This window comes from Streptomyces hygroscopicus subsp. hygroscopicus, assembly GCF_001553455.1.
GTDB lineage: Bacteria > Actinomycetota > Actinomycetes > Streptomycetales > Streptomycetaceae > Streptomyces > Streptomyces hygroscopicus.
Genome location: NZ_BBOX01000158.1, coordinates 22,867 through 48,363, shown reverse-complemented (window position 1 = coordinate 48,363; position 25,497 = coordinate 22,867). Strand labels below are relative to the sequence as shown.

The following is a 25,497-nucleotide window of genomic DNA, read 5'->3' as shown; positions in this document are numbered from 1 at the left end:
CACATCGAGACCGGGACGTCCTGGCAGCGCAGCGAGAACCTGCCGCAGACCGCCGAGTTCGACCTCGGCCCCGGGAAGGTCCGGCTGTCCACCCGCACCGGCCAGGACCACGACCTGGGCTGGCTCAGGAACCGCCCCGCCGATTCGCAGGAGCCCGGTGTCACCGCCACGCTGCTGCCCGGACTGCCCGCGCTCACCCTGTTCGTGTCCCGGCCCGCCGAGGACGGGCGGGTGCATGTGGTCGTGGACGGCGCCGAGTCGCGGCAGTGGATGCTGAGCCGTGGGGACGCGCCGAAGCAGATCGCCTACGGGACCTACGAGCTGACGCTGCGGTTCACTCCCGGCAGCGAGCCACCGGCCGTCGAGATCGGCATCGCGACCGTACCGGAGCCCGCCAACCGGTACGTCCTGCCGCTGGATTCGGTCCAGGACTCCATCACGGTCGGCGGCTGGGTGGCCATCGAGCGCCCCCGCAAGGGCTCCGGCGAACCGGACGGCATCCCCGGCGACGACAAGCTCGCCCTCGTCACCACCCGGGTCACCGCCGTGCGCACCGCCGCGTACACCAACTACGGCATCACCGGCCGGGGCACCCTGCTGACCCTCGCCGACCCCTGGCTCGACGAACACGACGTGCTGCTGTCCGCGATCCGCGACACCACCGTGCACGCGGGCGGTGAGCCGCTGCGCCCGGCGGACGAGCCGATGGGCGAGGATGTGCACGGCAACGAGATCGAGCTGGCCGAGCTGTACGACGGGCTGCGGCCGGGCCGCCGGATCGTGGTCTCCGGTGAGCGCACCGACATCCCCGGGCCCACCGGGGCGACGGGGGTCCGGGGCACGGAACTGGCGGTGATCGCCGCCGTGGACCAGCGCCTCGACCCCGACCTGCCCGGCGACCACGTGCACACCACCCTCACCCTCACCGCCGACCTGGCCTTCCGCTACCGCCGCGAGACGGTCCGGATCCAGGGCAACGTGGTGCCCGCCACGCACGGCGAGAGCCGTGACGAGCCCATCGGCAGCGGCGACCCGGCCCAGGCCAACCAGACCTTCACGCTGTGGCAGTCGCCCCTGACCTGGCTCCCCGCGGACAACCCCCTGGGCGCCACCCCCGCCCTCGACATCCGCGTCGACGGGCTGCGGTGGCACCGGGTGGACAGCCTCGCCGGACGCGGCCCGCACGAGCGCGTGTACGTCACCGGCACCACCGGCGACGGGCGCACCACGGTGACCTTCGGCGACGGGGTGCACGGCGCCCGGCTGCCGGGCGGCCACGAGAACGTGCGCGCCCGCTACCGCTTCGGCACCGGCCGGGCCGCCAACGTCCCCGCGGACCGCATCACCCAGGCCCTGACCCGGCCGCTCGGCGTCACCGCCGTCACCAATCCGCAGCCCGCCACCGGCGGCGCCGACGGCGACGGCCCGGGCCTGACCCGCCGTACCATTCCACTCGCGGTCTCCGCGCTCGACCGGCTGGTCTCCCTCCGGGACTACGAGGACTTCGCCCGCTCCCGCGCGGGTATCGGCCGGGCCGCCGCCCGCGAACTGTTCGACGGGCGGCGCAGGGTGCTCCATGTGACCGTGGCCGGAGTGGACGACGCGCCGATCGGTGCGGACTCCCAGGTGCTGCGCGCCCTGCGCGCCTCGCTGGCCGCCTACGGGGACACCCGGCTGCCGGTCAGGGTGGATGTGCGCGAGCTGGTGCTGCTGGTGCTGGTGGCGCGGGTAAAGGTGGCGCCGGACCACTCCTGGGAGCTGGTCGAGCCCCGGCTGCGTCAGGCGCTGCTGCGTGAACTCGGTTACCCCGGGCGGGAGTTGGGTCAGCCCGCCGTGCTGTCCGAGGTGCTGGCCACCGCCCAGTCGGTGCCCGGTGTGGACTATGTGGACGTGGACGCCTTCACCGGTGTCCCGGCCTCCGCCACCCCGGGGGAGCTGGCCGGGCTGACCGGCCGGCTCACCGAGCCCGGCGCCGTGGTCCCGGCCCCGCCCGCCGCGTACGCCGAGGACACCTACCGCGTCACCGCACCGGACGGCGAGACCCTCACCGACGTCGCCGGGCGCCACGGCATCCCGCTCGCCGAACTGCTGCGCCTCAACCCCGATATCACCGACACCCGACGGCTCCCCCGGGGCCGCACGGTGTGCGTCTTCCGCGGCATCCGCCCGGCGCGGCTCGCGCTGTTCTCGCCGGACGTCCCGGACACGCTGATCCTTACGGAGGTCACCTCATGAGCAGGGAGCCGGACGGGCTCGCGGAGCTGCTTCCGCAGTGGCATCGCCTCAGGGACGCCGAGGCGGGCGAACCCCTGCGCGCCCTGCTCGCCGTGATCGCCGAGCAGGCCGACCGGATCCGCGACGGGGCCGGGCGCAGTTACGACGACTGGTTCGTGGAAACCGCCACCGCGTGGGTGCTGCCCTACCTGGGCGACCTGGTGGGCTACCGCCCGCTGCCCGGCTACGAACGCGTCCTGGCCACCGGACTGCGCGACGGCGGGCCGCCGGACACGTCCCGGCTGCGGCTGGCCGAGGCGCTGGCGCCGCGCCGCGACGTGGCCGCCACCGCCGCGGCCCGGCGGCGCAAGGGCACGCTCGGGCTGCTGGAGGAGCTGTCCGCGTCGGTGGCCGGATGGCCCGCCCGCGCCGTGGAGCTGTCCCGGCTCACCGCGCACCATCAGCCGGTCCGGCTGTACGGCGGGACGGGCGGCGCGGCGGCGGACATCCGGCGGCTGTCCCGGGGACGGCTCGCCGATCTGCGGGACGGTGCGGCCCTGGACCTCGCGGGCGGGCCGTTCGGGACGGTGGCGCGCTCGGTGGACGTACGGCGCGCGGGCTCCCGCCGCAGACCGGGCGGCCACACCCCGGCCGGGGTCGGGCTCTACGTCTGGCGGCTGAGGCCCTACCACGTGACCAGGGCGCCCGCGTACTGCGTCGACCGGGCCCGCAACCTGTTCACCTTCTCCATCCTCGGCAACGACACCCCGCTGGTGACCCGCCCCGAACCCGAGCCGTCCGCGGCGCACACCGCCGCGCCGGACAACGTGCCCGGCTACATCCGCCGCCGGCAGCTCGCGGACCGGCTCCTCGACCACTACGGGCCCGGCAAGTCCTTCACCGTCTGGCGGGACGGCCATGACGAGCCCGTGCCGCCGTCGGACATCGTGGTGGCCGATCTGACGGACTGGCGCTACCGCGCCCGGCGCGGCCAGGTGGTCATCGACCCCGAACTCGGCCGGATCGCCTTCGGCTCGCGCACCGCCCCGCGCCACGGCGTATGGGTCACCTACCACTACGCGTACGCGGACGACCTGGGCGGCGGGGAGTACGAGCGGGAGGACCGCGAGACCTCCCCGGCCGCGGCGGTCTACCAGGTCGGGCCGGGCCGCGCCCATCAGCGGATCATGGACGCGTACCGGCAGTGGCGGCACGACCGGCGGGCTGGGCGGTGCGGCCCCGAGGGCGTCATCGAGATCACCCACAGCGGCGCCTACCAGGAGCAGCTGGACTTCGACCTGGACCCGGGCGACCGGCTCGAACTGCGCGCCGCCGAGGGGACCCGGCCGGTGATCCGGCTGCTGGACTGGTACAGCAACCGCCCCGACGCGCTCAACATCCGGGCCCGGGAGGAGCACGGGAACACCGGTGGCGAGGCGCCGCGCATCGTGCTGGACGGGCTGCTGATCGCCGGGCGCGGCCTGAACGTCACCGGACCGGTCGGCGCCGTGGCGCTGCGCCACTGCACCCTCGTCCCCGGCTGGTCCCTGGAGCCGGAGTGCGCGCCGCGCTCGCCCGACGAGCCGAGCCTGGTCCTGGAGCGCACCACCGCGTGCGTCCAGATCGAGCGCAGCATCCTCGGCACCATCGAGGTCATCGGCGAGGAGGTGCACACCGACCCGCTCGCCCTGCACATCCGCGACTCCATCCTGGACGCCACCGGACACGACCGTCCGGCGCTGTCCGCCCCGGACTGCCGCCACGCCCACGCCGTGCTGTACGCCCACCGCACCACCGTGATCGGCGAAGTGCGCGCGCACGCCGTCGAGTCGGGCGAGAACAGCATCTTCACCGGGCGGATGCACGTGGCCCGGCGCGGGGTCGGATGTCTGCGGTTCAGCTATGTGCCGCCGGGCTCGCGCACCCCGCGCCGCCACCGCTGCCAGCCGGATCTGGTGGGGGCCGAGGAAGCGTGGCGGGTGCGGCCGAGGTTCGGCGGCGAGCGCTACGGCACACCGGCGTACGGGCAGTTGGCGGCCGGATGCGCGGAGGAGATCCGCCGGGGCGCGGAGGACGGCGCCGAGATGGGCGCCTTCCACGACCTGTACCGGCCACAGCGCGAGGACAGCCTGCGGGCGCGGCTCGCGGAGTACACGCCGGCCGGCACGGACGCGGGAGTCATCGCCGTGACCTGATCCGACGCGACACCGGCACCCCAGTCCGCCCGCCCGCGCCCGCAGACCTTCCGAACCTTTTCGAGGGGGACCCCTTCCATGCACGCCGATCTCTCCCGTGTCACCTTCCGGCCCGGCCGGCACTACTCCGCCGTCGTCGCCCAGCAGGGCCGGGCGCAACTCGACGCCGACGCCAACGAGCAGACCGCCATCCAGCTCCACCAGGTCCGTACCCTCGCCGCCGATCTGATCGGGCAGCACGGCGGTCCGGCCGCGGACGCCGGCTTCCACATCACGTTCCAAGGCGGCAGCCGCGACCTGGACGACCTGACCATCGGGGGCGGCCGCTACTACGTCGACGGCATCCTGTGCGACGCGACCCGGCCGCTGCCCGGTGCGGCGGTCGGTGAGGAGGCGCCGGAAGGAGCCCCGGGCGACGAGGGCGAGGCGGACCCGCCCGGACCGGACGAGCCGCCCGCCACCTGGACCTACTGGGACCAGCCCGATGCCTACCGGGACCCGGAGCGGCCGGGCGACCGGCTGCCGGAGCGGCGTCCGTTCCTGGTCTACCTCAAGGTGTGGGAGCGGTCGGTCTCCGCGACCGAGGATCCGGCGCTGCGTGAGGTGGCCCTCGGCCCGGCGATGCCGGACACGGCGGCGCGCGTCAAGGTGGTCTGGCAGGTGCTGCCGCTGGAGGGGTCGGCCCTGGAGCTGGAGGACCCGGAGGGGGCGACCAAGGAGCAGGTCGGCAAGGCGTTCGGCGCGTGGGCGCGGAAGGCGGCGGCGCCCGCGTCCCGGCTGGCGGCCCGTGCCGAGCGGCCGGAACACGCGGACGAGGACCCCTGCCTGGTGCGGCCGGACGCCCGCTACCGGGGGCCGGAGAACCAGCTGTACCGGGTGGAGATCCACGAGGGCGGCACGGCGCGGGAGGCCACCTTCAAATGGTCCCGGGAGAACGGTTCGGTGGTCTTCCCGGTCGACGAACTGGACGGCACCTGGGTGGAGTTGGCTTCCCTCGGCGGTGACGACAAGCTGGATCTGAACGTCGGGGACCGGGTGGAGTTCGTGGACGCCGCCTACACCGGCCGCGGTGAGCCGCTGCCGCTGCCGCGGGTGGAGGAGGTCGATCTGCCGGGGCGGCGGGTGCGGCTGTCCGGTGAGCCGGCGCCCGGCGTCGGGCGCCGCCCCGAGCTGCGGCCCTTCCTGCGCCGCTGGGACCACCGGGAACCCACCCGGCGGCCGCGCAAGGGAGCGGCGGCACGGCCCCGGCACGGCGCCCTCGCGGTCGAGGAGGGCCGCTGGCTGCCCCTGGAGGACGGTGTCGAGGTGTACTTCGCCCCCGGGGGCACCTACCGCCCCGGGGACCACTGGCTGATCCCGGCCCGGACCGCCACCGGCGCCGTGGAGTGGCCGGTGAACACGGCCCGTCAACCCCTGCTCCAGGCCCCGGCCGGGATCCAGGTGCACTACGCGCCCCTGGCGTGGGTGACGGCCGAGCAGGCGGAGCTGGATCTGCGGATGGTGTTCGGGCCGCTGGCCACGCCCGCCCCGGCGGCGGACGCGGAGGCGCTCGCGGCGGAGGCCGCAGCGGAGGCCGAGGCCCGGGCCGCGGCGGAGGCGGAGCCGGAGGGGTAGGCCGGGTGCGGGGCCGATTGAGCTCCGCGCCCCCCGTATCCGTACATCACCGTGCCTCATCCTTAAAGGAGTACATCACCATGGCCACACCTCTCACCGCCGGCCGTCTGCTCAAGGCGCTTCGCGACGAGGGACTGGACGTCCGTGAGTACCGCGACTGGCGCACTCACAACCGCAACGCCAAGGGCCCCTGGGGCCCGGTCAACGGGGTGATGATCCATCACACCGTCACCCAGGGCACGGCCTCCTCCGTGGAGCTGTGCTACGAGGGACACGCCTCGCTGCCGGGGCCGCTGTGCCACGGGGTCATCGACAAGTCCGGCGCGGTCCACCTGGTCGGCAACGGCCGCGCCAACCACGCGGGCCTCGGCGACGGCGATGTGCTCAGAGCCGTCGTCGACGAAACCGCGCTGCCCGACGACAACGAGGCCGACACCGACGGCAACCGCCACTTCTACGGCTTCGAGTGCGTCAACCTCGGCGACGGCGAGGACCCCTGGCCGGAGGCGCAGAAGCTGGCGATCGAGAAGGTGTCCGCCGCCATCTGCCGCGCCCACGGCTGGACCCAGCGCTCGGTGATCGGCCATCTGGAGTGGCAGCCGGGCAAGGTCGACCCGCGTGGCTTCTCCATGGACACCATGCGCGGCCGGATCGCCAAGCGGCTCGGCGCGGGGCCGGACGGCCCGGCCCCCGAGCCGCCGGCGTCCTATGAGCCGTTCCCGGGGGCCGGCTTCTTCCGGGCCGGCCGCGAAAGCAAGATCATCACGGCGATGGGCAAGCGGCTGGTGGCCGAGGGCTGCGGACGCTACGAGGAGGGACCGGGCCCGGAGTGGACCGAGGCGGACCGGAAGTCCTACGCGGCCTGGCAGCGCAAACTGGGCTACTCCGGCGATGACGCGGACGGCATTCCCGGCCGGACCAGCTGGGACAAGCTGCGCGTGCCGGACGTGTAGCCGCCGCCACGCCGGCTGGTCCCGCTGCCCCGGGGCCGGAACGAGAAGAGGGTCAGTGGCCCTCGCCGCACTCGTTTCCGGCCTCGGGGCAGCCCGCGTTCAGCAGCGGGTCCAGACTCGCCCGGAGATAGCGCAACAGCGTGTCGTGCGACGCGGAGGACAGCGCCGGTGAGCGGATGGACAGGCGCATGAGCGTGACGCCCATCAACCACGCGCCCAGCAACTCGGCCCGCACCTCGGCGTCCTCGCCCTCCAGACGCCGGGCGAACCGCTCCGAGAACACCTCGGCGATGTCCTCGCGGAGCCGCCCCAGGCTCTCCTCCCGGTTGGAGGAGCGCAGCTTGGTCAGCAGCGGATGCGGGGCCTGCTCCTCGGTGGGGGCCTTGGACACGATCTCGCAGATCCACTCCGGCACCTCGTCCAGCGGCAGGTGGTCCAGCGGTTCGAACACGCTGATGGTCTTTCCCGACACCGCGTCGAACAGCGCCTTTTTTGAGCCGAAATAGCGGTAGACCAGGGCGGCGTCCACTCCGGCGTCCTTGGCGATGTCGCGCACACCGCAGCCGTCGTAGCCGTACCGCGCGAACCGCAGCGTCGCGGCACTCAGCAGCGCGGTGCGGGTGCCCGCCGCGTCGTATTTGCGCACGCGTGAGGGGAGTGCGTCGCCCCGTTGTCTGTCGTTTGCTGGGTTCACCTGTCGTACCTCCGCCTGGACCGTGCCCCCCATGCTGCCGGTTCAGCGCCGCATGTCCAGAAGTCATCCCTTGTTGTCATCACATGTTGACCAAGATCGGATCCAGCGCGTTATGTTTTGTCAACGCTTTTGTCAACGCGTGGTGACTTTGGCTACCCGCATCTGACCCCCAGCAGAAGTGGTGATCCCCCTTGCAGATACAACGCGTCGCCGTGGTCGGCACCGGTTACGTCGGACTGACCACCGGCGCCTGTCTGGCCACCCTCGGCCACCGGGTGGTGTGCGCGGACACCGACCGCCACAAGGTCGAACGGCTCCGCCAGGGACAGGTCGACATCCTCGAACCCCGCCTGCCCGAACTCGTCCGGGAAGGGCTGGACAACGGACGGCTGGAGTTCGTCCAGGACACCCGGGCCGCGGTCGCCGAGGCCGACGTGGTGTTCCTGTGCCTGCCGACCCCGATGGGCGTCGGCGGCGCCGCCGACCTGGCCGCCGTCGAGGCCGTGGCGGACGAGATCCGCGGCGATCTGCCGCACGGCAGCGTGGTGGTGAACAAGTCCACCGTGCCGGTGGGCACCGCCGAGCGCGTCGCGGCGCTGCTGGACCGCCCGGATGTGACCGTGGTGAGCAACCCGGAGTTCCTCCGGGAGGGTTACGCGGTGCGCGACTTCCTCAACCCCGACCGCATCGTGGTCGGCGCCGCCGACCGGGACGCGGCACGGCGGGTGGCCGACCTGTACGCCGATCTCGACGCCCCGCTGGTGCTCACCGACGCGGCGGGCGCCGAACTCGCCAAGTACGCGGCCAACTTCTTCCTGGCGATGAAGCTCTCCTTCGCCAACAACCTCGCCACCCTGTGCGAGCACTTCGGCGCCGAGGTGGACGATGTGCTCACCGGCATCGGCCACGACCCGCGCATCGGCTCGGCCTTCCTCAAGCCCGGCCCCGGATGGGGCGGCTCCTGCCTGCCCAAGGACACCCACGCGCTGCTGACCATCTGCCAGGAGTCGGGGGTGGAGTTCCCGCTGCTGCGGGCCACCATCGAGACCAACGTCGAGCACCAGCGGCGGCTCGTGGACCGGGTGGTGGCCGGATGCACCCCGGGCGACGGCTCGCTGCGCGGCGTACGGCTGGCCGTGCTGGGTCTGGCCTTCAAGGCGGGCACCTCCGATCTGCGCGACTCGCCGGCCCTGGCCATCGCCCGGCTGCTCAAGGAACAGGGCGCCGAACTCCACGCCTACGACCCCGCCCTCAGCGAGTCGCGCCCCGACCTCAGCGATCTGCTCACCCTCGCGGACACCCCCGAGGAGGCGGTCCGGGGAGCCCGCGCCTGTCTCGTCCTCACCGAGTGGCCGGAGTTCCGCGACCTCGACTGGGAGCGTGTCGCCGGGCTGCTGCAGGCCCCGGTCGTCTACGACTTCCGCAACCTCCTGGACCCGGACGAGCTGCGCCGGGCCGGACTGACCTGTGAGGGCATCGGCCGCTCGCTCGCGATGGCGAGCTGACCGGACCCGCCCCTTCCTCGCCGTACGAGAACCTTCCACAGAAAGGCCCCTGCGTTGCGGGTTCTGTTCACCACGCTCGGCAGCCCCTCCCACGGCCGCGCCCAGCTCCCTCTGGCCCGCGCCCTCGCGGCGGCCGGCCATGAGGTGCTGGTGGTCACCACCCCCACCCTCGCCCCGGTCTTCGAACGGGACGATGTGCGGGTGACCGCGGGCTTCGACGACCTCAACCCCGGAACATTCCTCGGCTCCGCGATGGCCGAGGAGGCCGGCCCGGACGGTCCGCCGGACCTGAACGCCATGGACGAGCAGGAGCGCCAGGAGCTCCTGTCGCGCGTCCTCACCAAGGTGATGTCCGGCCCGATGGCCTCGACGCTCCTGGACGCGCTGCTCCCCGCGGCACGCGACTTCCGCCCCGACCTCATCCTGCGCGACGGCATGGACCTCGGCTCCTGTGTCGTCGCCGAAAGCCTCGGCGTACCCCAGTTGTCCACCCCGTCCGGGAGCGCCAACTCCTACGACCCGGCCGTGCTGCTGCCGGGCCTCAACGTCCTGCGGGAGCGGCACGGAGTGGCCACCTCCGACGACCCGGGCTCGCTCGTTCCGCACGGGCGCATCGACTACGTACCGCCGGCCTTCACCTTCGCCAAGTACCTGCCGGCGTCCTGGTCCTACCGGCAGACGGTGGACGTGGACCGCGGTGCCTCGCTGCCGCGCTGGGTCGCCGAACTGCCCACCGACCGGCCGCTGGTGTTCGCCGCCATCGGCACCGCGATCCCCATGCTCCGCGACCAGGCACAGGACGCGGGCGCCGCCGCCACGCCGCTGCCGATGCCGGATCCGGAGGACACACTGCGCGCCATGGTCCAAGCGGTGTCGCGGCTGGAGGACTGCACCGTCGTCCTCGCCACCTCGGGCATCCCCGTGGACACCGACGGGGTGCCCTCCCATGTGCGCCTGACCGATCGGCTGCCGCAGCCCCTGCTGCTGGAATCCGTGGACCTCTTCCTGACCCACGGCGGCTTCAACAGCATCCGCGAGGCGATGCGCACCGCGACCCCGATGGCGGTGCTTCCCCAGTTCGGCGACCAGCCCGGCAACGCACAGCGGGTCCAGGAGCTCGGTCTCGGCCGGCACATCACCGACACCACACCGGACGGCATCGTCGCCGTCTGCCGTGAGGTGCTGGCCGATGACGGCATCCGGGCCACTGCCCGCCGGGCGCGGCTGGAGATGCTGGCACTGCCGGAGATCGGCAGCGCCGTCCCCGACCTGGAGAAGATCGCCGGGTAGCACCCGTTCCCGGAGCCCGGCGCCCCGCGCCCGGGCGCCCCGTTCCCGGAGCCCGGGCCGCCGCGCCCGGGCTCCGCTCTCCCCCCGCTCTCCCCGGTCCCCCGCGCGGCAGAAAAGGTTCGCAGGTACGTATGCCGTCCTCATCCACCACCACCGAGCCCGAGGCCCCCACCCGGCTGACTCACCGTCAGGTCGTCACCGTGCTGTCCGGGCTGGTGCTCGGCATGTTCCTCGCCGCGCTCGACCAGACCGTGGTCTCCTCGGCGCTGCGCACCATCGCCGACGATCTGCACGGACTCACCGCCCAGGCGTGGGTGACCACCGCCTATCTGGTCACCGGCACCATCGTCACCCCGCTGTACGGGAAGCTCTCCGACATCTACGGCCGACGGCCGGTCTATCTGTGCGCGATCGTGCTGTTCACCTTCGGATCGCTGCTGTGCGGATTCGCCACCTCGATCCACCAGCTCGCGGCCTTCCGGGCGGTCCAGGGCCTCGGCGGCGGCGGGCTGATGTCCCTCGCCATGACGATCATCGCGGACATCACCTCGCCCCGGGAGCGCGGCCGCTACCAGGGCTACATCACGGCGGTGTTCGCCGCCTCCAGTGTGGTCGGCCCGCTGGTGGGCGGGGTGTTCGCCGAGCGCGCCAGTCTGCTGGGGATCGCCGGATGGCGCTGGATCTTCCTGGTCAACGTACCGCTGGCGGCCCTGGCCATCGTGGTGATCCTCCGCGTGCTGCACGTACCCCACCAGCCCGTACGGCACCGGCTGGACTACGGCGGGGCGCTGACCCTCGCGGTCGGGATCGTGCCGCTGCTGGTCGTCGCCGAACAGGGGCGCAGCTGGGGCTGGGGCTCGCCCCAGGCGCTGGTGATGTACGTGGTCGGGCTGGTCGGCCTGGTCTGCTTCGTGCTGCTGGAGCGGCGGATGGGGGACGCCGCGCTGCTGCCGGTCAGGCTGTTCCGCATCCGGGCGTTCCGGCTGGGCACGGTGCTGCACTTCACCGTCGGCATCGCCATGTTCGGCGCCATGACCACGCTTCCGCTCTACCTCCAGCTGGCCAAGGGCATGAGCCCGATGGGGGCGGGCCTGGCCACGCTGCCCACCGTGGCGGCGAACGTGACGGTGACCCTGGTGGTGGGCCGGCTGATGTCCCGGACCGGCCGGTTCAAGGTCCACCTGGTCGCGGGCGTCGGCTCGCTCACCGCCGCCATGCTGGTGTTCGCCACGCTGAGGGACGACAGCCCGCTGTGGTACGTCGCCATCGGCATGGTGTTCATGGGCGCGGGCCTCGGCGCGTCGATGCAGACGATCACCACCCTGTCCCAGTCCGACGTGCCCCGCCGGGACATGGGGGCGGCCACCGCGTCGGTGAACTTCTTCCGCTCCAACGGCGGCACGGTGGGCGCCGCCGCCTTCCTGTCCATCCTCTTCTCCCTGGCCGGGACGCGGATCAGCGAACGCGTGGCCGCCGCCTTCCACGAGGCGTCGTTCCGCCGGCTCGCCGAGGAACCGGCGAACGCCGACGCGCTGAAGGGCGTCCTGCGGGCCGACGGCGGGGTGAACCTGGAGGACTCCGCCTTCCTCCGCCACCTCGACCCGGGCGTGGCGCAGCCGTTCCTGGAGGGATACGTCAGCGCCATGCGCGTGGTCTTCCTCACCGGCGCCGCGGTGGCCCTGCTCGCCTTCGTCATCGCCGCCTGGCGGGTGCCGAACACCCAGCTCTCCGCCGACTGACCGGTCGGCGGGAGCGGGCGGGGACGGACACCAGGGTGGAGGCCCGCGCCGGGCCGCGGGACGCTTGGTGTTACCGGGCCGCCGGATGCCCGGCGCTACCGGGCCGCGGGACGCCTGGCGCTACCAGGCCGCCGGTGTGCCGTCCCAGGAGAAGAACCCGCCGGTGGGCCCGGTGTCCGGGAGGAGCGCCAGCCGGACCGCGCCCGCCGCGCCCTCGGCCGGGTCCCCGTCGCTCGCGGCGGCGCGGGCGTTCAGATCGGTGGACCGCAGCCCGGGGGCCAGGGCGTTGACCTTGAACCCTTCCGGAGCCAGGGTCTGGGCGTAGAACAGGGTGAGGGCGTTCAGGGCGGTCTTGGACGAGCGGTAGGCCGCACCCGCTCCGGCGGAGACGGCGAACTGGTGGCCCGGGTCCGCGCTCCAGGTCAGCGAGCCGGTGCCGCTGGAGACATTGACGATCCGGGGCGCCGCCGAGCGGCGCAGGGCCGGCAGAAAGGCGTTGGTGACGGCGAGGACGCCGAAGAGGTTGGTCTCATAGGTCCGGCGGAAGCCGTCCAGGTCCGCCTCCGGCGCCGTACGGCCGTCCACCATGATGCCCGCGTTGTTGACCAGGACGTCCAGCCGTTCCACCTGTGCCGCGGCCGTGGCGACGCTGTCGGCGTCGGTCACGTCGAGCACCAGGAGCCGGGCGCCGCCGCCGATCTCCTGGACGGCCCGCCGCCCCCGTTCGGCGTCGCGGGAACCCACGTGGACGGTCAGGCCCTCGGCGACGAGCTGGCGGGCGATTTCCTTGCCGATGCCCTTGTTGGCACCGGTGACCAGTGCTGTGCGATCGTTCATGACAGCAACGATTCCCCGTCCCCTGACGCCCCCGCCAGGGACAAGCTGTACCAGGCAGCCGGAGGAAACAGCCGAGGGAAGCAGCCGGGGGAAGCAACCGAAGGAGAACCCAAGGAGGCAGCATGGCGAGGCAGGAGCTGGCCCGCTTCCTGCGGGACCGCCGCGAGCGGCTGCGCCCCCAGGACCTCGGTCTGCCCGACGACCCCCACCGCCGTACGCCGGGTCTGCGGCGGGAGGAGGTCGCGGAGCTGGCCCATATGTCGGTCGACTACTACGTCCGCCTCGAACAGGCCAGGGGACCCCGGCCCTCGCCGCGCATCCTGGACGGGCTGGCGCGGGCACTGCGGCTCGCGCCCGCCGAGCGCAGCCATCTGTTCCGGCTCGCGGGGACGAGCGCGCCTCCCGATGTCCGGGCGGAGCGGCGGGTCCGCCCGCAGGTGGCCCAGTTGCTGCGGCGGCTGCCCGACACCGGGGCGATCGTCACCGACGCCGCCTATGACGTGGTCGCCTGGAACCCGCTGGCGCAGGCGCTGCTCGGCGACGACCTCGGGCGGCACCCCAACCTCGCCCGCCGTCGTTTCCTGGGTCAGGGCCACGCCTATGAGAGCTCCAGTGCCGAGGAGTTCGGACACGTCGTGGTCGCGCGGCTGCGCCGGGCCGCCGACCGCTACCCGCACGACGCCGCGCTCGCCGGGCTGCTGGGCGAGCTGCGCGCGGGCAGTGAGGAGTTCCGGCAGATCTGGGAGGAGCGTCCGGTCCACGCGCCGGGGCACCGGACCAAAACCGTCGAGCACCCGGTGGCCGGGCCGCTCCGGCTCAACTGCGATGTGCTGCTGGTCCCCGAGGACGACCAGGAGGTGGTCCTGATCACAGCCGACCCCGGGTCCCCGTCCGCCCGTACCCTCCGCGGGCTGGCGGGCGCGGCAGTACCCTGACGGCCCGGCGTCCGGCCAAGGCGCGGGGCGGGGTCCGGGGCGTTGCCGCGGGGGCCGCGCCGTCAGTCCCGTGAGTGGCCGAACAGGATCCGGTACACGACCAGCAGGACGAAGGAGCCGCCGATGGCCGCGCCCCAGGTGGTGAGGTCGAAGAACTCCTTCTGGACCGGTCGGTCGAAGAACTTCGCGGAGATCCACCCGCCCACGAACGCCCCCGCGATGCCGATGAGCGTGGTGCCGATCAGCCCGCCGGGGTCACGTCCCGGCAGAATGATCTTGGCAATGACCCCGGCGAGCAGGCCGAGGATGATCCAGCTCACGATACTCACGTTGGCGTTCCCTTCGTTGTACAGGCGTCATGGAAGACGCCGCTCGGCCGGTGGCGGTTGCCGGCCGGTTTGATCTTCGGATGCCCGGGGTGCGGCATGCCATGCCTGTCGGCCGGTCCGCGGGTCCGCAGGGCGGGAGCCGGGGCTCCGGCCTTGCGGACCGCCACCTGGCGAGGGGATCAGCCGATGGCGGGGACGGGCGGCTCACGGGACGGCCGCGTGGTCTTCCCGGGAGCGATGTCCGTAGCGGTGTCGTCGGGGGTGAAGGGCAGCTCCCCGCGGAACACCGCAGGGCCCGGGCGGTGCCCAGCTGCCCTCCCAGCGGGCCACGGCCAGAGGGGCGACACCCACCGTTGCCGACCAGGCCGGGCGTGGCCCCGGCCTTGGCCGTGGCCTGGCCTCGGGCCCGGCCCCGGGACTGGCCTTGGCTCCAGGCCTGGCCCTGGCCCTGGCCCCGGCCCTGGCCTCGGGCCCGGCCCCGGGCCCGGCCTCGGGCCTGGCCCTGGCCTTGACCCCGGGCCCGGCCTCGGGCCTCGGGCCTCGGGCCTTGGCCCCGGCCCGGGCCTGGCCCGGCCCCGGAGGGCATCCGTCCGCACCGGTGCGCCGCATCCTGCTGGTGCGCATGGCCGACCACGCCCTCACCCCGGCTGCCGGGGCGGTCACCGGTTCGCTGCGCGCGAGCGCCGCGGCCCCGGCGAACCGGCGCGGGGGAACGAGCGGACCGCGTGTCATGACGATCCGTCAGGCGGCGCGTCCTGGATGGCCGGTCACAACGAGGAGATCACCCGCCCTCGGTCCTCCATGGCCCGGCGCGCCAGCACCGAGGCGGGGGCGAGACGATCGAACTCGTGGACGGCCCCGCCGCGGACGTGCAGTTCGACGGGGATGCCCGCGCCGGCGAGCCGCTGGGCGTGCACAACGGCCTCGGCGCGGAAGATGTCCAGCTCGCCGACCTCGACATAGGCGGGCGCCAGGCCCTCGACGGAGGCGACGCGGGCCGGGGCCGCCGCCGGCGGGACGTCGTCGGTGCCGAACGCCCCGCCGAGCAGGGCGTGCCAGCCGGTCCAGTTGTCGTCCCAGGTCCAGGCCACATAGGGCAGCAGCCGTGGGTCCGGGGCGAGGTTGCGGTCGTCGAGCATGGGATACAGCAGGATGTGGCGGGCGAGCGGAACCCCCCGGTCGCGGGCGAGGACCGCCGTGCCCGCGGCGAGTCCGCCCCCGGCGCTGTCCCCCATGACGGCGATGCGCCGGGGATCGACCCCGAACTCAGCCGACCGGTCGCGCAACCAGGCCAGCGCGGCGAACACGTCCTCGACCGGGCCGGTGCCGGTCGCCCCGTCGGGAGCCAGGCGGTAGTCCACCGACAGGAACGGCACCCCGGTCGCCTCGACGTACCCGGCGACGACGGAGTCGTAGAGGTCGACACCGCCGGAGACCATCCCTCCGCCGTGGGCGAAGACGACCGCGGAACCCGGCGCGGAATCGGCCTTCTCGTACCAGCGGACGAGGATCTCCGCCCCGCCCCGGGACCGCACGGTGTGCGAGGCCGCCTTCACCAGGGGGTAGCCGGAGGGAAAGGCCGGGAGCTGGGAGGCCATCCACTCCATGGAGGCCGTGCCCCGGGCGCGCAGCGCCCGCCAGTCGTCGCGCTTGGGTGGGGGAGGAGTGGGGCCGCTCCGCCCGGCGAGCGCCCGCAGCACCGCGGCGAGTTCGGGGTCGAGCGTATAGGCCATGGTCGACTCCGTTCGAGGACGGCGGGGCGGGTGCCCCGACTGTCCTCACAGCCTCCTGTGCCGCGCTCGAGCGCCGGTACACCAGCCCTGCGGCGCGAGGCCCCCAGCCCTGCGGCGCCTGCCCCCGGGGGCAGGCGCCCCTTCGCCCCGGTGTGCCCGGCCCCGGCTGCGGCTCCGGGCTCTCCCGGTCACCGTTTTCCCTGCGTCTGGTGCCGTTTCGCGGAGCGGTTTGGGGCCACCGGGCCTGTCCCCGGCTGCCCGGCGGGCCGAGGAACCGCCGCCGCTGCCCGGAGCCTCCCATCGGGCTGGTGGCCGGACGGTGGGACGGGGCGCGGCCAAACCCCGTGGACGGGTTCGTGGATAAGTCCGTGGACGGGTTCGCCGACCGGTGCTCCCGGTCTCCCCGTCAGGCCGGTCCTCCGCACGGCGACCGGGCACCGGGACGAGACCCTCAGCCGGTGGACGGACACCGCCGTTCCACCACGGCGCCCGTCCGCTGGGACATGCGGTACGAGGGGGCCAGGTCGCGCACCTCGACCGTGCAGAGCACACCGGCCGTGGCGGGGCCCGCGGGCAGGTGCCGGTGCAGCAGGGCGAGCACGGCCTCGGACAGCCGCTCCTTGAGCCGGCCGGTGCGCCCCGGCAGCAGCCCCACCTCGACGTGCACGAACGGAGTCTGCCCACCGTTCCGCGGCCCGACGTAGGTCTCGGCCGCGGGACGCAGGAACGTCTTGCACACCCCCTGGGAGCGCGCCGCCTCGATCACCATCGCGTGCAGTTCCGCCACGAGGGAGGGCCCATCGAAGACGTCGGCCAGCTGGGGGGAGTAGTCGATGGTGAGGTGCGGCATGCCGTTTCCGTAAGTCTCGTCGGGCGGCCCCGGAGGGTCGGATCGGTGTGCGGGGGCCTGGGCCGGCGCTGGCCACTTCCCCACTTTTATAGGTAGCCTAACTATAAATTATCGACCGATAGGGCCGAGCCATGGACGAGTTGACGGACGAGACTCGTAAGAGACTGCTGCGGATCAGCCAGGCGATCCGACGCGACGCGGCCGGTCTGCCGGTCACGACCGCGCAGGGCGCCGTGCTGAGTCTGCTCGGCGGCGGCCCGATGAGCGTCGGTGAACTCGCCCGCGCCGAGGGCGTCCAGCCGCCCAGCATGACTCAGCTCGTCAACCGCATGGAGGCGGCGGGGTGGGTGGCCCGTTCCGGACCCGCCCGCAAGGGCAGCACCGTGCGGATCACCGCCCTCGGGCGACGGATCGCGGCGGACGTGTGCAAGAGCCGCAACGAACTGCTGGAGGAGCGGATGGCCGAGCTGACCGCCGAGGACCGTGAAGCCCTGCTCGCGGTCCTGCCCGTCTTCGACAAGATGTTCGGCCCGCCGGTTCCCGGCGCGGCGCCCGGCCCGCCGGTCGGTGACGGGCCGACCGGGGGCCATGACGCCGGTGTCCGGCGCCCGGCGCCCGGCGCGACGCCCAGTGGGGTCAGCGGGCGAAGCTCCGGCTGATGACGAGGCGCTGGATCTGGTTCGTACCCTCGAAGATCTGCATGATCTTGGCCTCGCGCATATAGCGCTCGACCGGGAAGTCGCGGGTGTAGCCGTAGCCGCCGAGAACCTGGACGGCGTCGGTGGTGACCTTCATGGCGGCGTCGGTGGCGACGAGCTTGGCGACGCTGGCCTGCCGGCTGTAGGAACGGCCGAGGTCGCGGCGGCGGGCGGCGTCGAGGTAGGTGGCGCGGGCGGAGTCGACGGCGGCGGCCATGTCGGCCAGCAGGAATCCGAGCCCCTGGTGGTCGATGATCTTCTTGCCGAAGGTGGTGCGCTCGTTGGCGTAGTCGACGGCGGCGTCGAGGGCGGCCTGGGCGAGCCCGGTGGCACAGGCGGCGATGCCGAGCCGGCCGGAGTCGAGCGCGCTGAAGGCGATCTGCAGACCCTGGCCCTCGGCGCCGATGAGGCGGTCGTGGTCGATCAGGGCGCCGTCCCAGTGGGCGGTGGTGGTGGGGATGGCGTGCAGGCCCATCTTCTCCTCGGGCTTGCCGAACGACAGGCCGTCGGCCCGGCCGGGGGCGAGCAGGCAGGAGACGCCGTGGCCGCCCTCGCTGGTGCGCGCGAACAGCGCGTAGAAGTCGGCGCGCCCGCCGTGGGTGATCCACGCCTTGGTACCGGTGATCCGGTAGCCGTCGGTCTCCTTCTCGGCGCGGCAGGTCAGGGCGGCGGCGTCGGAGCCGGCCTGGGGCTCGGAGAGGCTGTAGCCGCCCACGGCCTCACCCGCGAGCATCCCGGGCAGCCACCGCTGCCGCTGCTCCTCGGTGCCGAACGTGGCCAGGGGGAAGCAGGCGAGGCCGTGCACGCTGGTGGCCACGGCGACCGCGGCCCACCGGGCGGCCAGCTCCTCGAGGACCTGGAGGTAGACCTCGTACGGCTGACCGCCGCCGCCGAACTCCTCGGGGTAGGGCAGGCCGAGCAGACCGGCCTCGCCCAGGATCGAGAACAGTCCCTCCGGATAGGTCTCCTGGCGTTCGTGCTGGTCGACCCGGGTGGCGAGCTCCTTGTCGGCGATCTCGCGGGTCAGCGCGATCAGGTCTTCGGCCTCTTGGGTCGGAAGGAGTCGGTCGACGCTCACGGAAGCCTCCTTATCGGTACCGCCATCGGTACTGACGTATTGATAAGAGTACCGTTAGCGGGTGGCCGGCGTCCATGGAGACGGATGTTCAGGGGAAGAAAGGCCCGGTCGGGGCCGTGAGAAGATCGGAGGGTGACCAGCACTACCCCTGTCCGCCGGGGGGAGGCCCGCCGCGCCGAGCTCGAGAACGGCGTCGTGCGGCTGATCCTCTCCGAAGGCTTCGCCCAGCTGACGCTGGACGACGTCGCCGCGCGCCTGCACTGCTCGAAGCGGACCCTCTACACGCTCGCCGGCAGCAAGGAACAGCTGGTCCGCGCGGCCGTGGTGCGGTTCTTCCGCTTCGCGACCGAACGGGTCGAGCGGGCCGTCGCGGCCGACGGCCTGTCGCCGGCCGCCCGGATCACCGCATACCTGAACGCGGTCGCGGCCGAACTCGCCGTCGCCTCACCCCGGTTCTTCGACGACCTGGCCTCGTTCGCGCCCGCCGCGGAGGTCTACGAGCGGAACACGCGGGCCGCGGCCCGCAGGATCGGCGAACTGATCGACCGCGGGGTCAGCGAGGGCGCGTTCCGCGACGCGCACGCCGGATTCGTCGCCGACCTGGTGGCGGCGCAGATGGTCCGCATCCAGCAGCGCGCGGTGGCCGCGAGCACGGGTCTGTCCGACAGCGAGGCATACGCCGAGCTGGCCGCCCTGGTCACGGCCGGACTGAGCCATCCCGCGTGACGGTGCCGCTCAGGTGCGGGACGCGGCCCGGAGCCGGGTGACACGGCGATCGGCCGGGCGGGCGGTGGCCGTACGTGGTCGCCCCTCGCCTGCGGTGGACGTTCGCCTCCGCCTGTGGTGGACGTGGGGCGCTCCTCGCCTGTGGTGGACGTTCGCCGTTCCTGCCCGCGGTGAACGGGGTCGCCTTCCCGCCGGTGGTGGACGTGGCCACCACTCGCCTGTTGCGTACGTTCGCCCCCGCCTTTAGCAGACGTGGCCACCGCCCTGCCTGCGGCAGACGTGGCCACCCCTCGCCTGTGGTGGACGTCCGCCCGCCCTGCGCGCGGTGAACGGGGTCGCCTTCCCGCCGGTGGTGGACGTGGCTACCCCCTTGCCCGTGGCAGACGTCCGCCCGTCCTGCGCGCGGTGAACGGGGTTGCCTTCCCGCCTGCCGCAGACGCGGCCACCTCCTCGCCCGTGGCAGACGCGGCCACCCCCGCCCGCGGCGGACGTGGCCACCACCCGCCCACCGCAGACGCTCACGGGCCCACGCGCCGGTTCTTCACCCGGCACCGGTCAGGTCATCGCCGTCCCCGGGCACCGGCGGGCCCGTCCCGTCTCACTGTTCCCCGGGGCGGCGTGCCGGAGGCGGCGGGGGCAGGGCCTCGCCCGAGGTGAAGCGGCCGGGCCGGAAGTCCGACAGCAGGGGGGACTCGTCGCCGTACAGCTCGTCCGCGACCAGGCGGCCGAGCAGGGGGGCCAGGGTGATGCCGCTGTGGGTCGCCACCACGTAGAACGGGACGTCGGTGGCGGCGAAGCCCGCCACCGTGAAGCCGTCGCCCGGCATGGCCCGCCGGCCGACCCGGACCTTCTCCATCACGGCTCCCTCGGTGCCGGTCAGCACCTCGGGCAGACGGGCCAGGAGTTCGGTGGCGATCCCACCGTCGGGCGGGTACGACTCGGCCGGGTCGGCGGCGGCGTCCAGGTCCAGGGCCTGGAGCAGCAGGCGGCCGCCGCCGTCGGGGCGGGCGTTGAGCCGTGGGCCGGTAAGAACGCGGGACAGGCGCGCGGCCACCGGTGCGGTGGTGGCGAGGAAGCCGACCGTCGCCGAGCCGGCCAGATCCGGGTCCACCATGGGGATGTGCGCACCGGCCAGTTCGGCCACTCCCCGCGTCCACCGGCCCACGCAGCTCACCACCGTGTCCGCGGTGTGGCGGCCGCCGTCGGCGCAGATCACGGTGGTGCCCGCCGGGCCGTGCTCGATGGCGGTCACCCGGGCGCCGCCCACCACCGTCACGCCCAGGTCCTTGGCACCGCCCAGCAGCCGGGACAGCAGCAGCACGGGCAGGGTGTACGCCTCCTGGGGGAAGAAGGCGAACCGGGCGTGCGACGGTGCCGCCGCGAGGTCCGGCTCCAGCTTCCGGGCCCGTTCCGCGGTGATCCACTCCACCGGGTAGTCCCTCTCCCGGAGCCGGGCCACCCGCGCGGCGAGCACCTCCTTGTGCCGGTCCGTCACCGCCCACTCCAGGTTCCCGGTGGGGAAGAACCACGGCGCGCCGCCCCCGGCGAACTCGTGGTGGGCCCGCATTCCCGCGTGGTTGAGCGCGAAGTACGGCTCCGGCTCCTTGTTCGCGCTGTTGACCCAGGCGAACGAGGTCGCGGTGGTGCCCGCGCCGGGGTGTTCCGCCTCCAGCACGGTGACGCGGGCGCCGCGGGCGGCCAGTTCGGCCGCCACGGCCGCGCCCACCACTCCGGCTCCGATGACCACAACTCGCAAGGCAATCCTCCTCAGTCTCCGGTGCACGCGTCTTCGGGCACGCCGGAACAGGGCCTGGCCCGGGAACGTCGTGCGGGAACGGTGTGTGCGCACGCTGCGCACGCACGGTGGGTGCGCACGCTGTGCACGCACGTTGTGTGCGCACGGTGGGTGCGCCACGTGCGTGCGGCGGAGCACGGGGTCAGCGCTCGGGGTCGGCCCCGAAGAGATGGGCGACACCGACGATGCGCTCGATGACGACGACGACCACCGCGGCGAAGAACACCATCACGGTGCCCACGGCGGTCACGGTCGGGTCGTAGTTGTACTGGAGGTAGTTGAAGATCCGCACCGGCAGGGTCTGCATGTCCGTGGTCACCACGAACAGCGCGATGGTCAGGTCGTCGAAGGAGGTGATCAGGGCGAAGAACGCCCCCGCGACCATCGGTCCGCGCACGGCGGGCAGCGTCACGTGCCAGAACACCCGCGGCGCCGTCGCGCCCAGACCGGCGGCGGCCAGCTCCGCCGACCGGTCCAGCCCGGCGAGCCCGGCCAGGACCAGGCGGACGGTGTACGGGACGGTCAGCACCAGGTGTGCCAGCAGCAGGGTGAGCGGGCTGGAGGCCATGCCGAGCTGGGCGTACCACTGGAGCAGTCCGATGCCGAGCACGATCGTCGGCACGGCGAACGCGCTGGAGAACAGCCTGTCCAGCACCGACTTCCCCGGGAACGGATAGCGGTGGATGGCCAGCCCCGCGGCGAGCCCGAGCGCCGTGGACACCACCGCCGCGCCCGCCGCCACGCCGATGCTGATCAGGAACGAGTCCAGGAACTCGGGCCGGTTCAGCAGCTCCGCGTACCAGTGCAGGGTCAGCCCCTTCGGCGGGAAGGTGACATAGCTGGTGGTGGTGAGCGACGAGGCGATGGTCACGAGCACGGGAGCCATCAGGAACAGGCCGACCAGCGCGGCGAACGCGGCTCCGAGCAGCCGCCCCGCACGCCCGCCCACGCCCGTGGCGGCCGGTGTGCCCACCGGCGTGTCCGCGGCCTTGCCCGCCGCCCCGCTCCCCGTGGTCGCCGCCCCGCTCCCCGTGGTCGCCGCCCTCATGCGAACACCTCCTTGCCCCCGCGCCCGCGCAGCAGCCGGGCGTACCCCGCCGTCAGGACGGTCGTCACCACGATCAGGACGAAGCCGATCGCCGCCGCGTACGGCCAGTTCAGATTGGATGTGGCCTCGGTGTAGACGAAGTACGGCATCAGCTTCACCGTGGGCCCGCCCAGAATCGCCGGGGTGACGAAGCTGGAGACGGTCAGGCTGAACACGATCAGCGAACCGGCGAGCATGCCCGGCAAGGACAGCGGGACGGTGATCCGCCAGAAGCACGTCCAGCCGCCGGCCCCCAGGCCCTTGGCCGCGGGGGTGAGGGCCGGGTCGATCCGGTCCAGGCTGCCCATCAGCGGCAGCACCATGTAGGCGAGCATCACGTGCACCATGCCGACGACGACCGCGGTGTCGTTGTACAGCATCTTCGGCGCGTCCAGGCCCACGGCGTGGAACGCGTCCGCGACCGGCCCCTTCGGCCCGAGCAGCACCAGCCACCCGTACGCCCTGGTCACCATGGAGATGAGCAGCGGGGACAGCAGCACGAGGGAGAGGTAGTTGCGCGCCCTGGGAGAGCGCCCGCGCAGATAGACGGCGAACGGGTAGCCCACGACGAGGCAGCCGAGCGTGGTCAGCGCGCCGATCCACAGGGTGTGCCACAACACGCCCCGGTAGAAGGAGTCCCCGAGGAACCGCGTGTAGTTGTCCAGGGTGGGGGCGCCCGCCTGGGTGCGGAAGCTGTTGTACACCAGCATGAACAGCGGTGCGACGAAGAGCAGGGCGAGGACGGCGATGGCCGGGGAGGCCAGCAGCAGACCGGTGCGCCAGGGGCCGCGCCGCCTGACCGGCCCGGTAGCCGGCGGCGCCGGCGCGGAGCCCTCGGGCGTCAGGGCCGGGCCGCGAGCGACGCGTGCTGTGGCTGCCATGCGCAGATCACCTCCTCGCCCAGACCGGGCACGTCGGAACCGAACGGCATCGTGGCCTCCACACGTCCCGCGGCCGTGGCCACCGCACAGCGCACGCGGGTGCCGAGGAAGCGGGTGGCCTCGACGGTGCCGGGAAGCCCCGGCTCCGCGGTCCGGCCGGCGGATGTGCCGTCCGCGCGGCCCTCCCCGGGGCCGGGTACGGGCAGCACCCGCACGGCCTCCGGCCGCACATAGAGCCGTACCTCCTCGCCGTCGTCCGGCGTGGGGCCGACCGGCGTCGCCGTGACCAGGTGGGTGCCGATCCGGCAGCGGTGGCCGTTGGCGGCCGTCCCCGCCGCGATGCCGTCGAGCACGTTCACCTCACCGACGAACCGCGCCACGAAGTCCGTGGCCGGACGCAGATACACGGCCTCGGGGTCGTCCAGCTGGTGGATCGTCCCCTCGGCCATCACCGCGATCCGGTCCGACACCGCCAGTGCCTCGTCCTGGTCGTGGGTGACCAGGATCGTGGTGGTGCCCACCCGGCGCTGGAGGGCGGCGACCTCCTCGCGCAGGCGCACCCTGAGCTGGGCGTCGAGGTTGGAGAACGGCTCGTCGAGCAGCAGCAGATCGGGTTCCACGACCAGCGCCCTGGCCAGGGCCGTGCGCTGGCGCTGCCCGCCGGAGAGCTGACGCGGGTACCGCTCGCCCATGCCGTCGAGTCCCACCAGCTCCAGGGCCTCGGCAGCCCGGTGCCTGCGCCGGGCTGCCCCCACCTTGCGCATCCGCAGGCCGAACGCGATGTTCTCCGCCACCGTCATGTGCGGGAAGAGCGCGTAGGACTGGAAGACCATGCCCATGGCCCGCCGGTTCGCCGGAAGCCGGGTGATGTCGCGGCCGTCCACCTCCACCGCGCCCGAGTCGGGCAGCAGATGGCCCGCCACCATGTTCAGTGTGGTGCTCTTGCCGCATCCCGAGGGCCCGAGCAGGGTGAGGAACTCCCCGGGCTCCATCGTCAGATCGATGCCGCGCACGATCTCCTTGCCACCGAGGGATTTGCGGATCCCCTTGAGGACCAGCCGCCCCCGGGCGCTCCCGGTCCGTCCGGCGGTGTCCGGCCCGGTGGCCGCGCCCGCCACGCCCACGGTTCCCGTTCCCGCGCTCACTTGCTCTCCACCCGCTTGTTCCACGTGTCGGTCCAGGCCGCGCGGTTCTTGTTGATCGTCTTCCAGTCGAGCTTCAGCAGGGAGTCCACCTTGTCGGCGCTGACGACCTTGTTCTTCAGCGCGGGGTCCTCCTTGACGCCGCGGACCACCGAGCCGTCATAGGTCGCCTTGGCCAGCGCCCGCTGGACGGACGGCTCCAGCAGATGGGCGACGAACTTCTGGGCCAGCTCCTGATGCGGTGCCTTCTTGACCACGTTCGCCGTGGTCACCAGGGCGATGGCGCCGTCCTTCGGGTAGACGAAGGCGATCGGGAAGTCCTTGTCCGCCAGCGTCGAGGTCCGCGACACCCCCCACACCGAGGCGGCGGCCTGGCCCTGGAGGAAGTAGTTGGACACATCGGCGGTGGTGTCGAACGTGACCGCGTTCCCGGCGATCTCCCTGACCGCCGTGAAGCCGGGGCCGACGTCCCGCTCCGAGCCGCCGTTCGCCCGGGACGCGCCGACCAGCAGCCCCACCCCGTAGGTGTTGGTGATCGACGGCAGGACCACCTTGTCCTTCAGCTTGGGGTTCGCCAGGTCCTCCCAGGTGGTGGGCTTGGGGACGCCGTGTTCCGCGAACCACTCGGGGTTGTAGGCGATGCCGGTGGCGGTGAGCCCGAAGCCCACCCCGGAGTCGTTCTCCATCCGGGCGATCTTCACCACGTCGTCCACGGGCACCACCTTGGTGTCGATCGACGCGAGCAGTCCGGCCTCCAGCGCCTGCGCCTGGGGGCCGTCGTCGACCAGTGCCACGTCGATCTGCGGGTGGGCGCGCTGCGCCTTGAGCTTGGCGACGGTGTCGGTGGAGGAGCCGGGGATGTAGGTGACCTTGCAGCCGCAGCTCTTCTCGAACGTGGGCAGCACCGAGTCGTGGAACGCCGTCTCGAACGAGCCGCCGTAGCCGGCCACCACCAGGGCACCCCCCTTTCCGCCCCCGGCGGAGGCGGTGGGGGAGCCGCAGCCGGTGACGGCGACGGTGAGCGCGAGGGCACTTGACACGGCACACAGGGCGGGCAGGGCTGATCGGTGGGAATCCATGGCTACCTCCTGCGATGAGGGATGGAAGTGCCGTTCCCGCGACCGGAGGAGGCGGGAGGGAGGGGAAGACGATGTGGGGGCCGAGGGGTGGTGGAGGAGCGAACGGCGGGAGCGGAGGAGCGG

The 25,497-nt window shown here is 73.2% G+C and carries 21 protein-coding genes; 10 read left to right on the top strand and 11 right to left on the bottom strand.

The genetic code is table 11. The features are described from left to right. The 4 genes from AXW62_RS18030 to AXW62_RS18015 all read left to right on the top strand — a co-directional run. The coding region (locus AXW62_RS18030) for a putative baseplate assembly protein (protein WP_063817607.1) at positions 1-2,235 on the top strand (2,235 nt) is incomplete at its 5' end. Next, positions 2,232-4,409, top strand: coding sequence for a hypothetical protein (locus AXW62_RS18025; RefSeq protein ID WP_060945429.1), 2,178 nt, complete (start codon positions 2,232-2,234; stop codon positions 4,407-4,409). The genes AXW62_RS18030 and AXW62_RS18025, both read left to right, overlap by 4 nt. Positions 4,410-4,487: 78 nt before the next feature. Continuing rightward, the gene (locus AXW62_RS18020) at positions 4,488-6,023 is read left to right on the top strand and encodes a DUF6519 domain-containing protein (RefSeq protein WP_060945428.1); all 1,536 of its coding nucleotides are present in this window, start codon (positions 4,488-4,490) and stop codon (positions 6,021-6,023) included. A gap of 80 nt (positions 6,024-6,103) precedes the next feature. Next, positions 6,104-6,976, top strand: coding sequence for a peptidoglycan-binding protein (locus tag AXW62_RS18015; RefSeq protein WP_060945427.1), 873 nt, complete (start codon positions 6,104-6,106; stop codon positions 6,974-6,976). Between the two features lie 52 nt (positions 6,977-7,028). Here AXW62_RS18015 and AXW62_RS18010 read toward each other — a convergent pair whose 3' ends face one another. Beyond that, positions 7,029-7,622 carry a TetR/AcrR family transcriptional regulator gene (locus tag AXW62_RS18010; RefSeq protein WP_236259206.1) on the bottom strand — a complete coding sequence of 198 codons (594 nt, stop codon included), beginning with the start codon at positions 7,620-7,622 and terminating at the stop codon, positions 7,029-7,031. 239 nt (positions 7,623-7,861) lie between these two features. Between AXW62_RS18010 and AXW62_RS18005 the strand changes: the two genes are divergently transcribed. The 3 genes from AXW62_RS18005 (at position 7,862) to AXW62_RS17995 (ending at position 12,204) form a co-directional block, all read left to right on the top strand. Further along, entirely contained in the window at positions 7,862-9,175 is a 1,314-nt protein-coding gene (locus tag AXW62_RS18005) for a UDP-glucose dehydrogenase family protein (protein WP_079105867.1), read from the top strand. Positions 9,176-9,229: 54 nt separating this feature from the next. Then, positions 9,230-10,465 carry a glycosyltransferase gene (locus AXW62_RS18000; protein WP_060945425.1) on the top strand — a complete coding sequence of 412 codons (1,236 nt, stop codon included), beginning with the start codon at positions 9,230-9,232 and terminating at the stop codon, positions 10,463-10,465. A 131-nt stretch (positions 10,466-10,596) separates the two neighbouring features. Further along, on the top strand, positions 10,597-12,204 hold the full coding sequence (locus tag AXW62_RS17995) for an MDR family MFS transporter (protein ID WP_060945424.1): 1,608 nt from the start codon (positions 10,597-10,599) through the stop codon (positions 12,202-12,204). Positions 12,205-12,324: 120 nt separating this feature from the next. Here the strand turns inward: AXW62_RS17995 and AXW62_RS17990 are convergent, their stop codons facing one another. Continuing rightward, complete coding sequence (locus AXW62_RS17990; RefSeq protein ID WP_060945423.1) at positions 12,325-13,041, bottom strand: SDR family oxidoreductase; 717 nt, start codon at positions 13,039-13,041, stop codon at positions 12,325-12,327. Between the two features lie 122 nt (positions 13,042-13,163). Between AXW62_RS17990 and AXW62_RS17985 the strand changes: the two genes are divergently transcribed. After that, the gene (locus tag AXW62_RS17985; RefSeq protein WP_060945422.1) at positions 13,164-13,976 is read left to right on the top strand and encodes a helix-turn-helix transcriptional regulator; all 813 of its coding nucleotides are present in this window, start codon (positions 13,164-13,166) and stop codon (positions 13,974-13,976) included. Between the two features lie 62 nt (positions 13,977-14,038). On the opposite strand, the gene AXW62_RS17980 is transcribed toward AXW62_RS17985, so the two are convergent. The 3 genes from AXW62_RS17980 to AXW62_RS17970 all read right to left on the bottom strand — a co-directional run bounded on the left by AXW62_RS17980 (position 14,039) and on the right by AXW62_RS17970 (position 16,888). After that, the gene (locus tag AXW62_RS17980; protein WP_030830657.1) at positions 14,039-14,305 is read right to left on the bottom strand and encodes a GlsB/YeaQ/YmgE family stress response membrane protein; all 267 of its coding nucleotides are present in this window, start codon (positions 14,303-14,305) and stop codon (positions 14,039-14,041) included. A 767-nt stretch (positions 14,306-15,072) separates the two neighbouring features. Next, a complete protein-coding gene (locus AXW62_RS17975; RefSeq protein WP_060945421.1) occupies positions 15,073-16,038 on the bottom strand; it encodes an alpha/beta hydrolase in 966 nt (321 codons plus the stop codon). A gap of 451 nt (positions 16,039-16,489) precedes the next feature. Continuing rightward, positions 16,490-16,888, bottom strand: a complete 399-nt coding sequence (locus AXW62_RS17970) for a tautomerase family protein (protein WP_051886198.1) — start codon at positions 16,886-16,888, stop codon at positions 16,490-16,492. Between the two features lie 131 nt (positions 16,889-17,019). Here AXW62_RS17970 and AXW62_RS17965 point away from each other — a divergent pair, with 131 nt between their 5' ends. Beyond that, positions 17,020-17,547, top strand: coding sequence for a MarR family winged helix-turn-helix transcriptional regulator (locus AXW62_RS17965; protein ID WP_060945420.1), 528 nt, complete (start codon positions 17,020-17,022; stop codon positions 17,545-17,547). On the opposite strand, the gene AXW62_RS17960 is transcribed toward AXW62_RS17965, so the two are convergent. Then, on the bottom strand, positions 17,525-18,664 hold the full coding sequence (locus tag AXW62_RS17960) for an acyl-CoA dehydrogenase family protein (protein ID WP_060945419.1): 1,140 nt from the start codon (positions 18,662-18,664) through the stop codon (positions 17,525-17,527). The genes AXW62_RS17965 and AXW62_RS17960 overlap by 23 nt on opposite strands. A 132-nt stretch (positions 18,665-18,796) precedes the next feature. On the opposite strand from AXW62_RS17960, the gene AXW62_RS17955 reads away from it, so the two are divergent. Continuing rightward, the gene (locus tag AXW62_RS17955) at positions 18,797-19,390 is read left to right on the top strand and encodes a TetR/AcrR family transcriptional regulator (RefSeq protein ID WP_030830642.1); all 594 of its coding nucleotides are present in this window, start codon (positions 18,797-18,799) and stop codon (positions 19,388-19,390) included. Between the two features lie 598 nt (positions 19,391-19,988). On the opposite strand, the gene AXW62_RS17950 is transcribed toward AXW62_RS17955, so the two are convergent. The 5 genes from AXW62_RS17950 to AXW62_RS17930 all read right to left on the bottom strand — a co-directional run bounded on the left by AXW62_RS17950 (position 19,989) and on the right by AXW62_RS17930 (position 25,374). Beyond that, entirely contained in the window at positions 19,989-21,137 is a 1,149-nt protein-coding gene (locus AXW62_RS17950; RefSeq protein WP_252368643.1) for an NAD(P)/FAD-dependent oxidoreductase, read from the bottom strand. Positions 21,138-21,327: 190 nt separating this feature from the next. Further along, complete coding sequence (locus tag AXW62_RS17945; RefSeq protein ID WP_079115670.1) at positions 21,328-22,233, bottom strand: ABC transporter permease; 906 nt, start codon at positions 22,231-22,233, stop codon at positions 21,328-21,330. Next, positions 22,230-23,153, bottom strand: coding sequence for an ABC transporter permease (locus AXW62_RS17940; RefSeq protein WP_060945417.1), 924 nt, complete (start codon positions 23,151-23,153; stop codon positions 22,230-22,232). The genes AXW62_RS17945 and AXW62_RS17940 overlap by 4 nt, the downstream gene beginning before the upstream one ends. Further along, on the bottom strand, positions 23,114-24,298 hold the full coding sequence (locus AXW62_RS17935) for an ABC transporter ATP-binding protein (RefSeq protein WP_060945416.1): 1,185 nt from the start codon (positions 24,296-24,298) through the stop codon (positions 23,114-23,116). The genes AXW62_RS17940 and AXW62_RS17935 overlap by 40 nt, the downstream gene beginning before the upstream one ends. Beyond that, the gene (locus tag AXW62_RS17930) at positions 24,295-25,374 is read right to left on the bottom strand and encodes an ABC transporter substrate-binding protein (RefSeq protein WP_030830628.1); all 1,080 of its coding nucleotides are present in this window, start codon (positions 25,372-25,374) and stop codon (positions 24,295-24,297) included. Before AXW62_RS17930 ends, AXW62_RS17935 begins: the two co-directional genes overlap by 4 nt. Positions 25,375-25,497 lie beyond the last annotated feature (123 nt).

Coding starts and splice junctions, on each gene's coding strand:
- AXW62_RS18020 (WP_060945428.1), top strand. CDS start 4,488: ATGCACGCCGATCTCTCCCGTGTCACCTTCCGGCCCGGCCGGCACTAC.
- AXW62_RS17940 (WP_060945417.1), bottom strand. CDS start 23,153: ATGGCAGCCACAGCACGCGTCGCTCGCGGCCCGGCCCTGACGCCCGAG.
- AXW62_RS18025 (WP_060945429.1), top strand. CDS start 2,232: ATGAGCAGGGAGCCGGACGGGCTCGCGGAGCTGCTTCCGCAGTGGCAT.
- AXW62_RS17995 (WP_060945424.1), top strand. CDS start 10,597: ATGCCGTCCTCATCCACCACCACCGAGCCCGAGGCCCCCACCCGGCTG.
- AXW62_RS17975 (WP_060945421.1), bottom strand. CDS start 16,038: ATGGCCTATACGCTCGACCCCGAACTCGCCGCGGTGCTGCGGGCGCTC.
- AXW62_RS17965 (WP_060945420.1), top strand. CDS start 17,020: ATGGACGAGTTGACGGACGAGACTCGTAAGAGACTGCTGCGGATCAGC.
- AXW62_RS18015 (WP_060945427.1), top strand. CDS start 6,104: ATGGCCACACCTCTCACCGCCGGCCGTCTGCTCAAGGCGCTTCGCGAC.
- AXW62_RS17990 (WP_060945423.1), bottom strand. CDS start 13,041: ATGAACGATCGCACAGCACTGGTCACCGGTGCCAACAAGGGCATCGGC.
- AXW62_RS17970 (WP_051886198.1), bottom strand. CDS start 16,888: ATGCCGCACCTCACCATCGACTACTCCCCCCAGCTGGCCGACGTCTTC.
- AXW62_RS17985 (WP_060945422.1), top strand. CDS start 13,164: ATGGCGAGGCAGGAGCTGGCCCGCTTCCTGCGGGACCGCCGCGAGCGG.
- AXW62_RS17945 (WP_079115670.1), bottom strand. CDS start 22,233: ATGAGGGCGGCGACCACGGGGAGCGGGGCGGCGACCACGGGGAGCGGG.
- AXW62_RS17930 (WP_030830628.1), bottom strand. CDS start 25,374: ATGGATTCCCACCGATCAGCCCTGCCCGCCCTGTGTGCCGTGTCAAGT.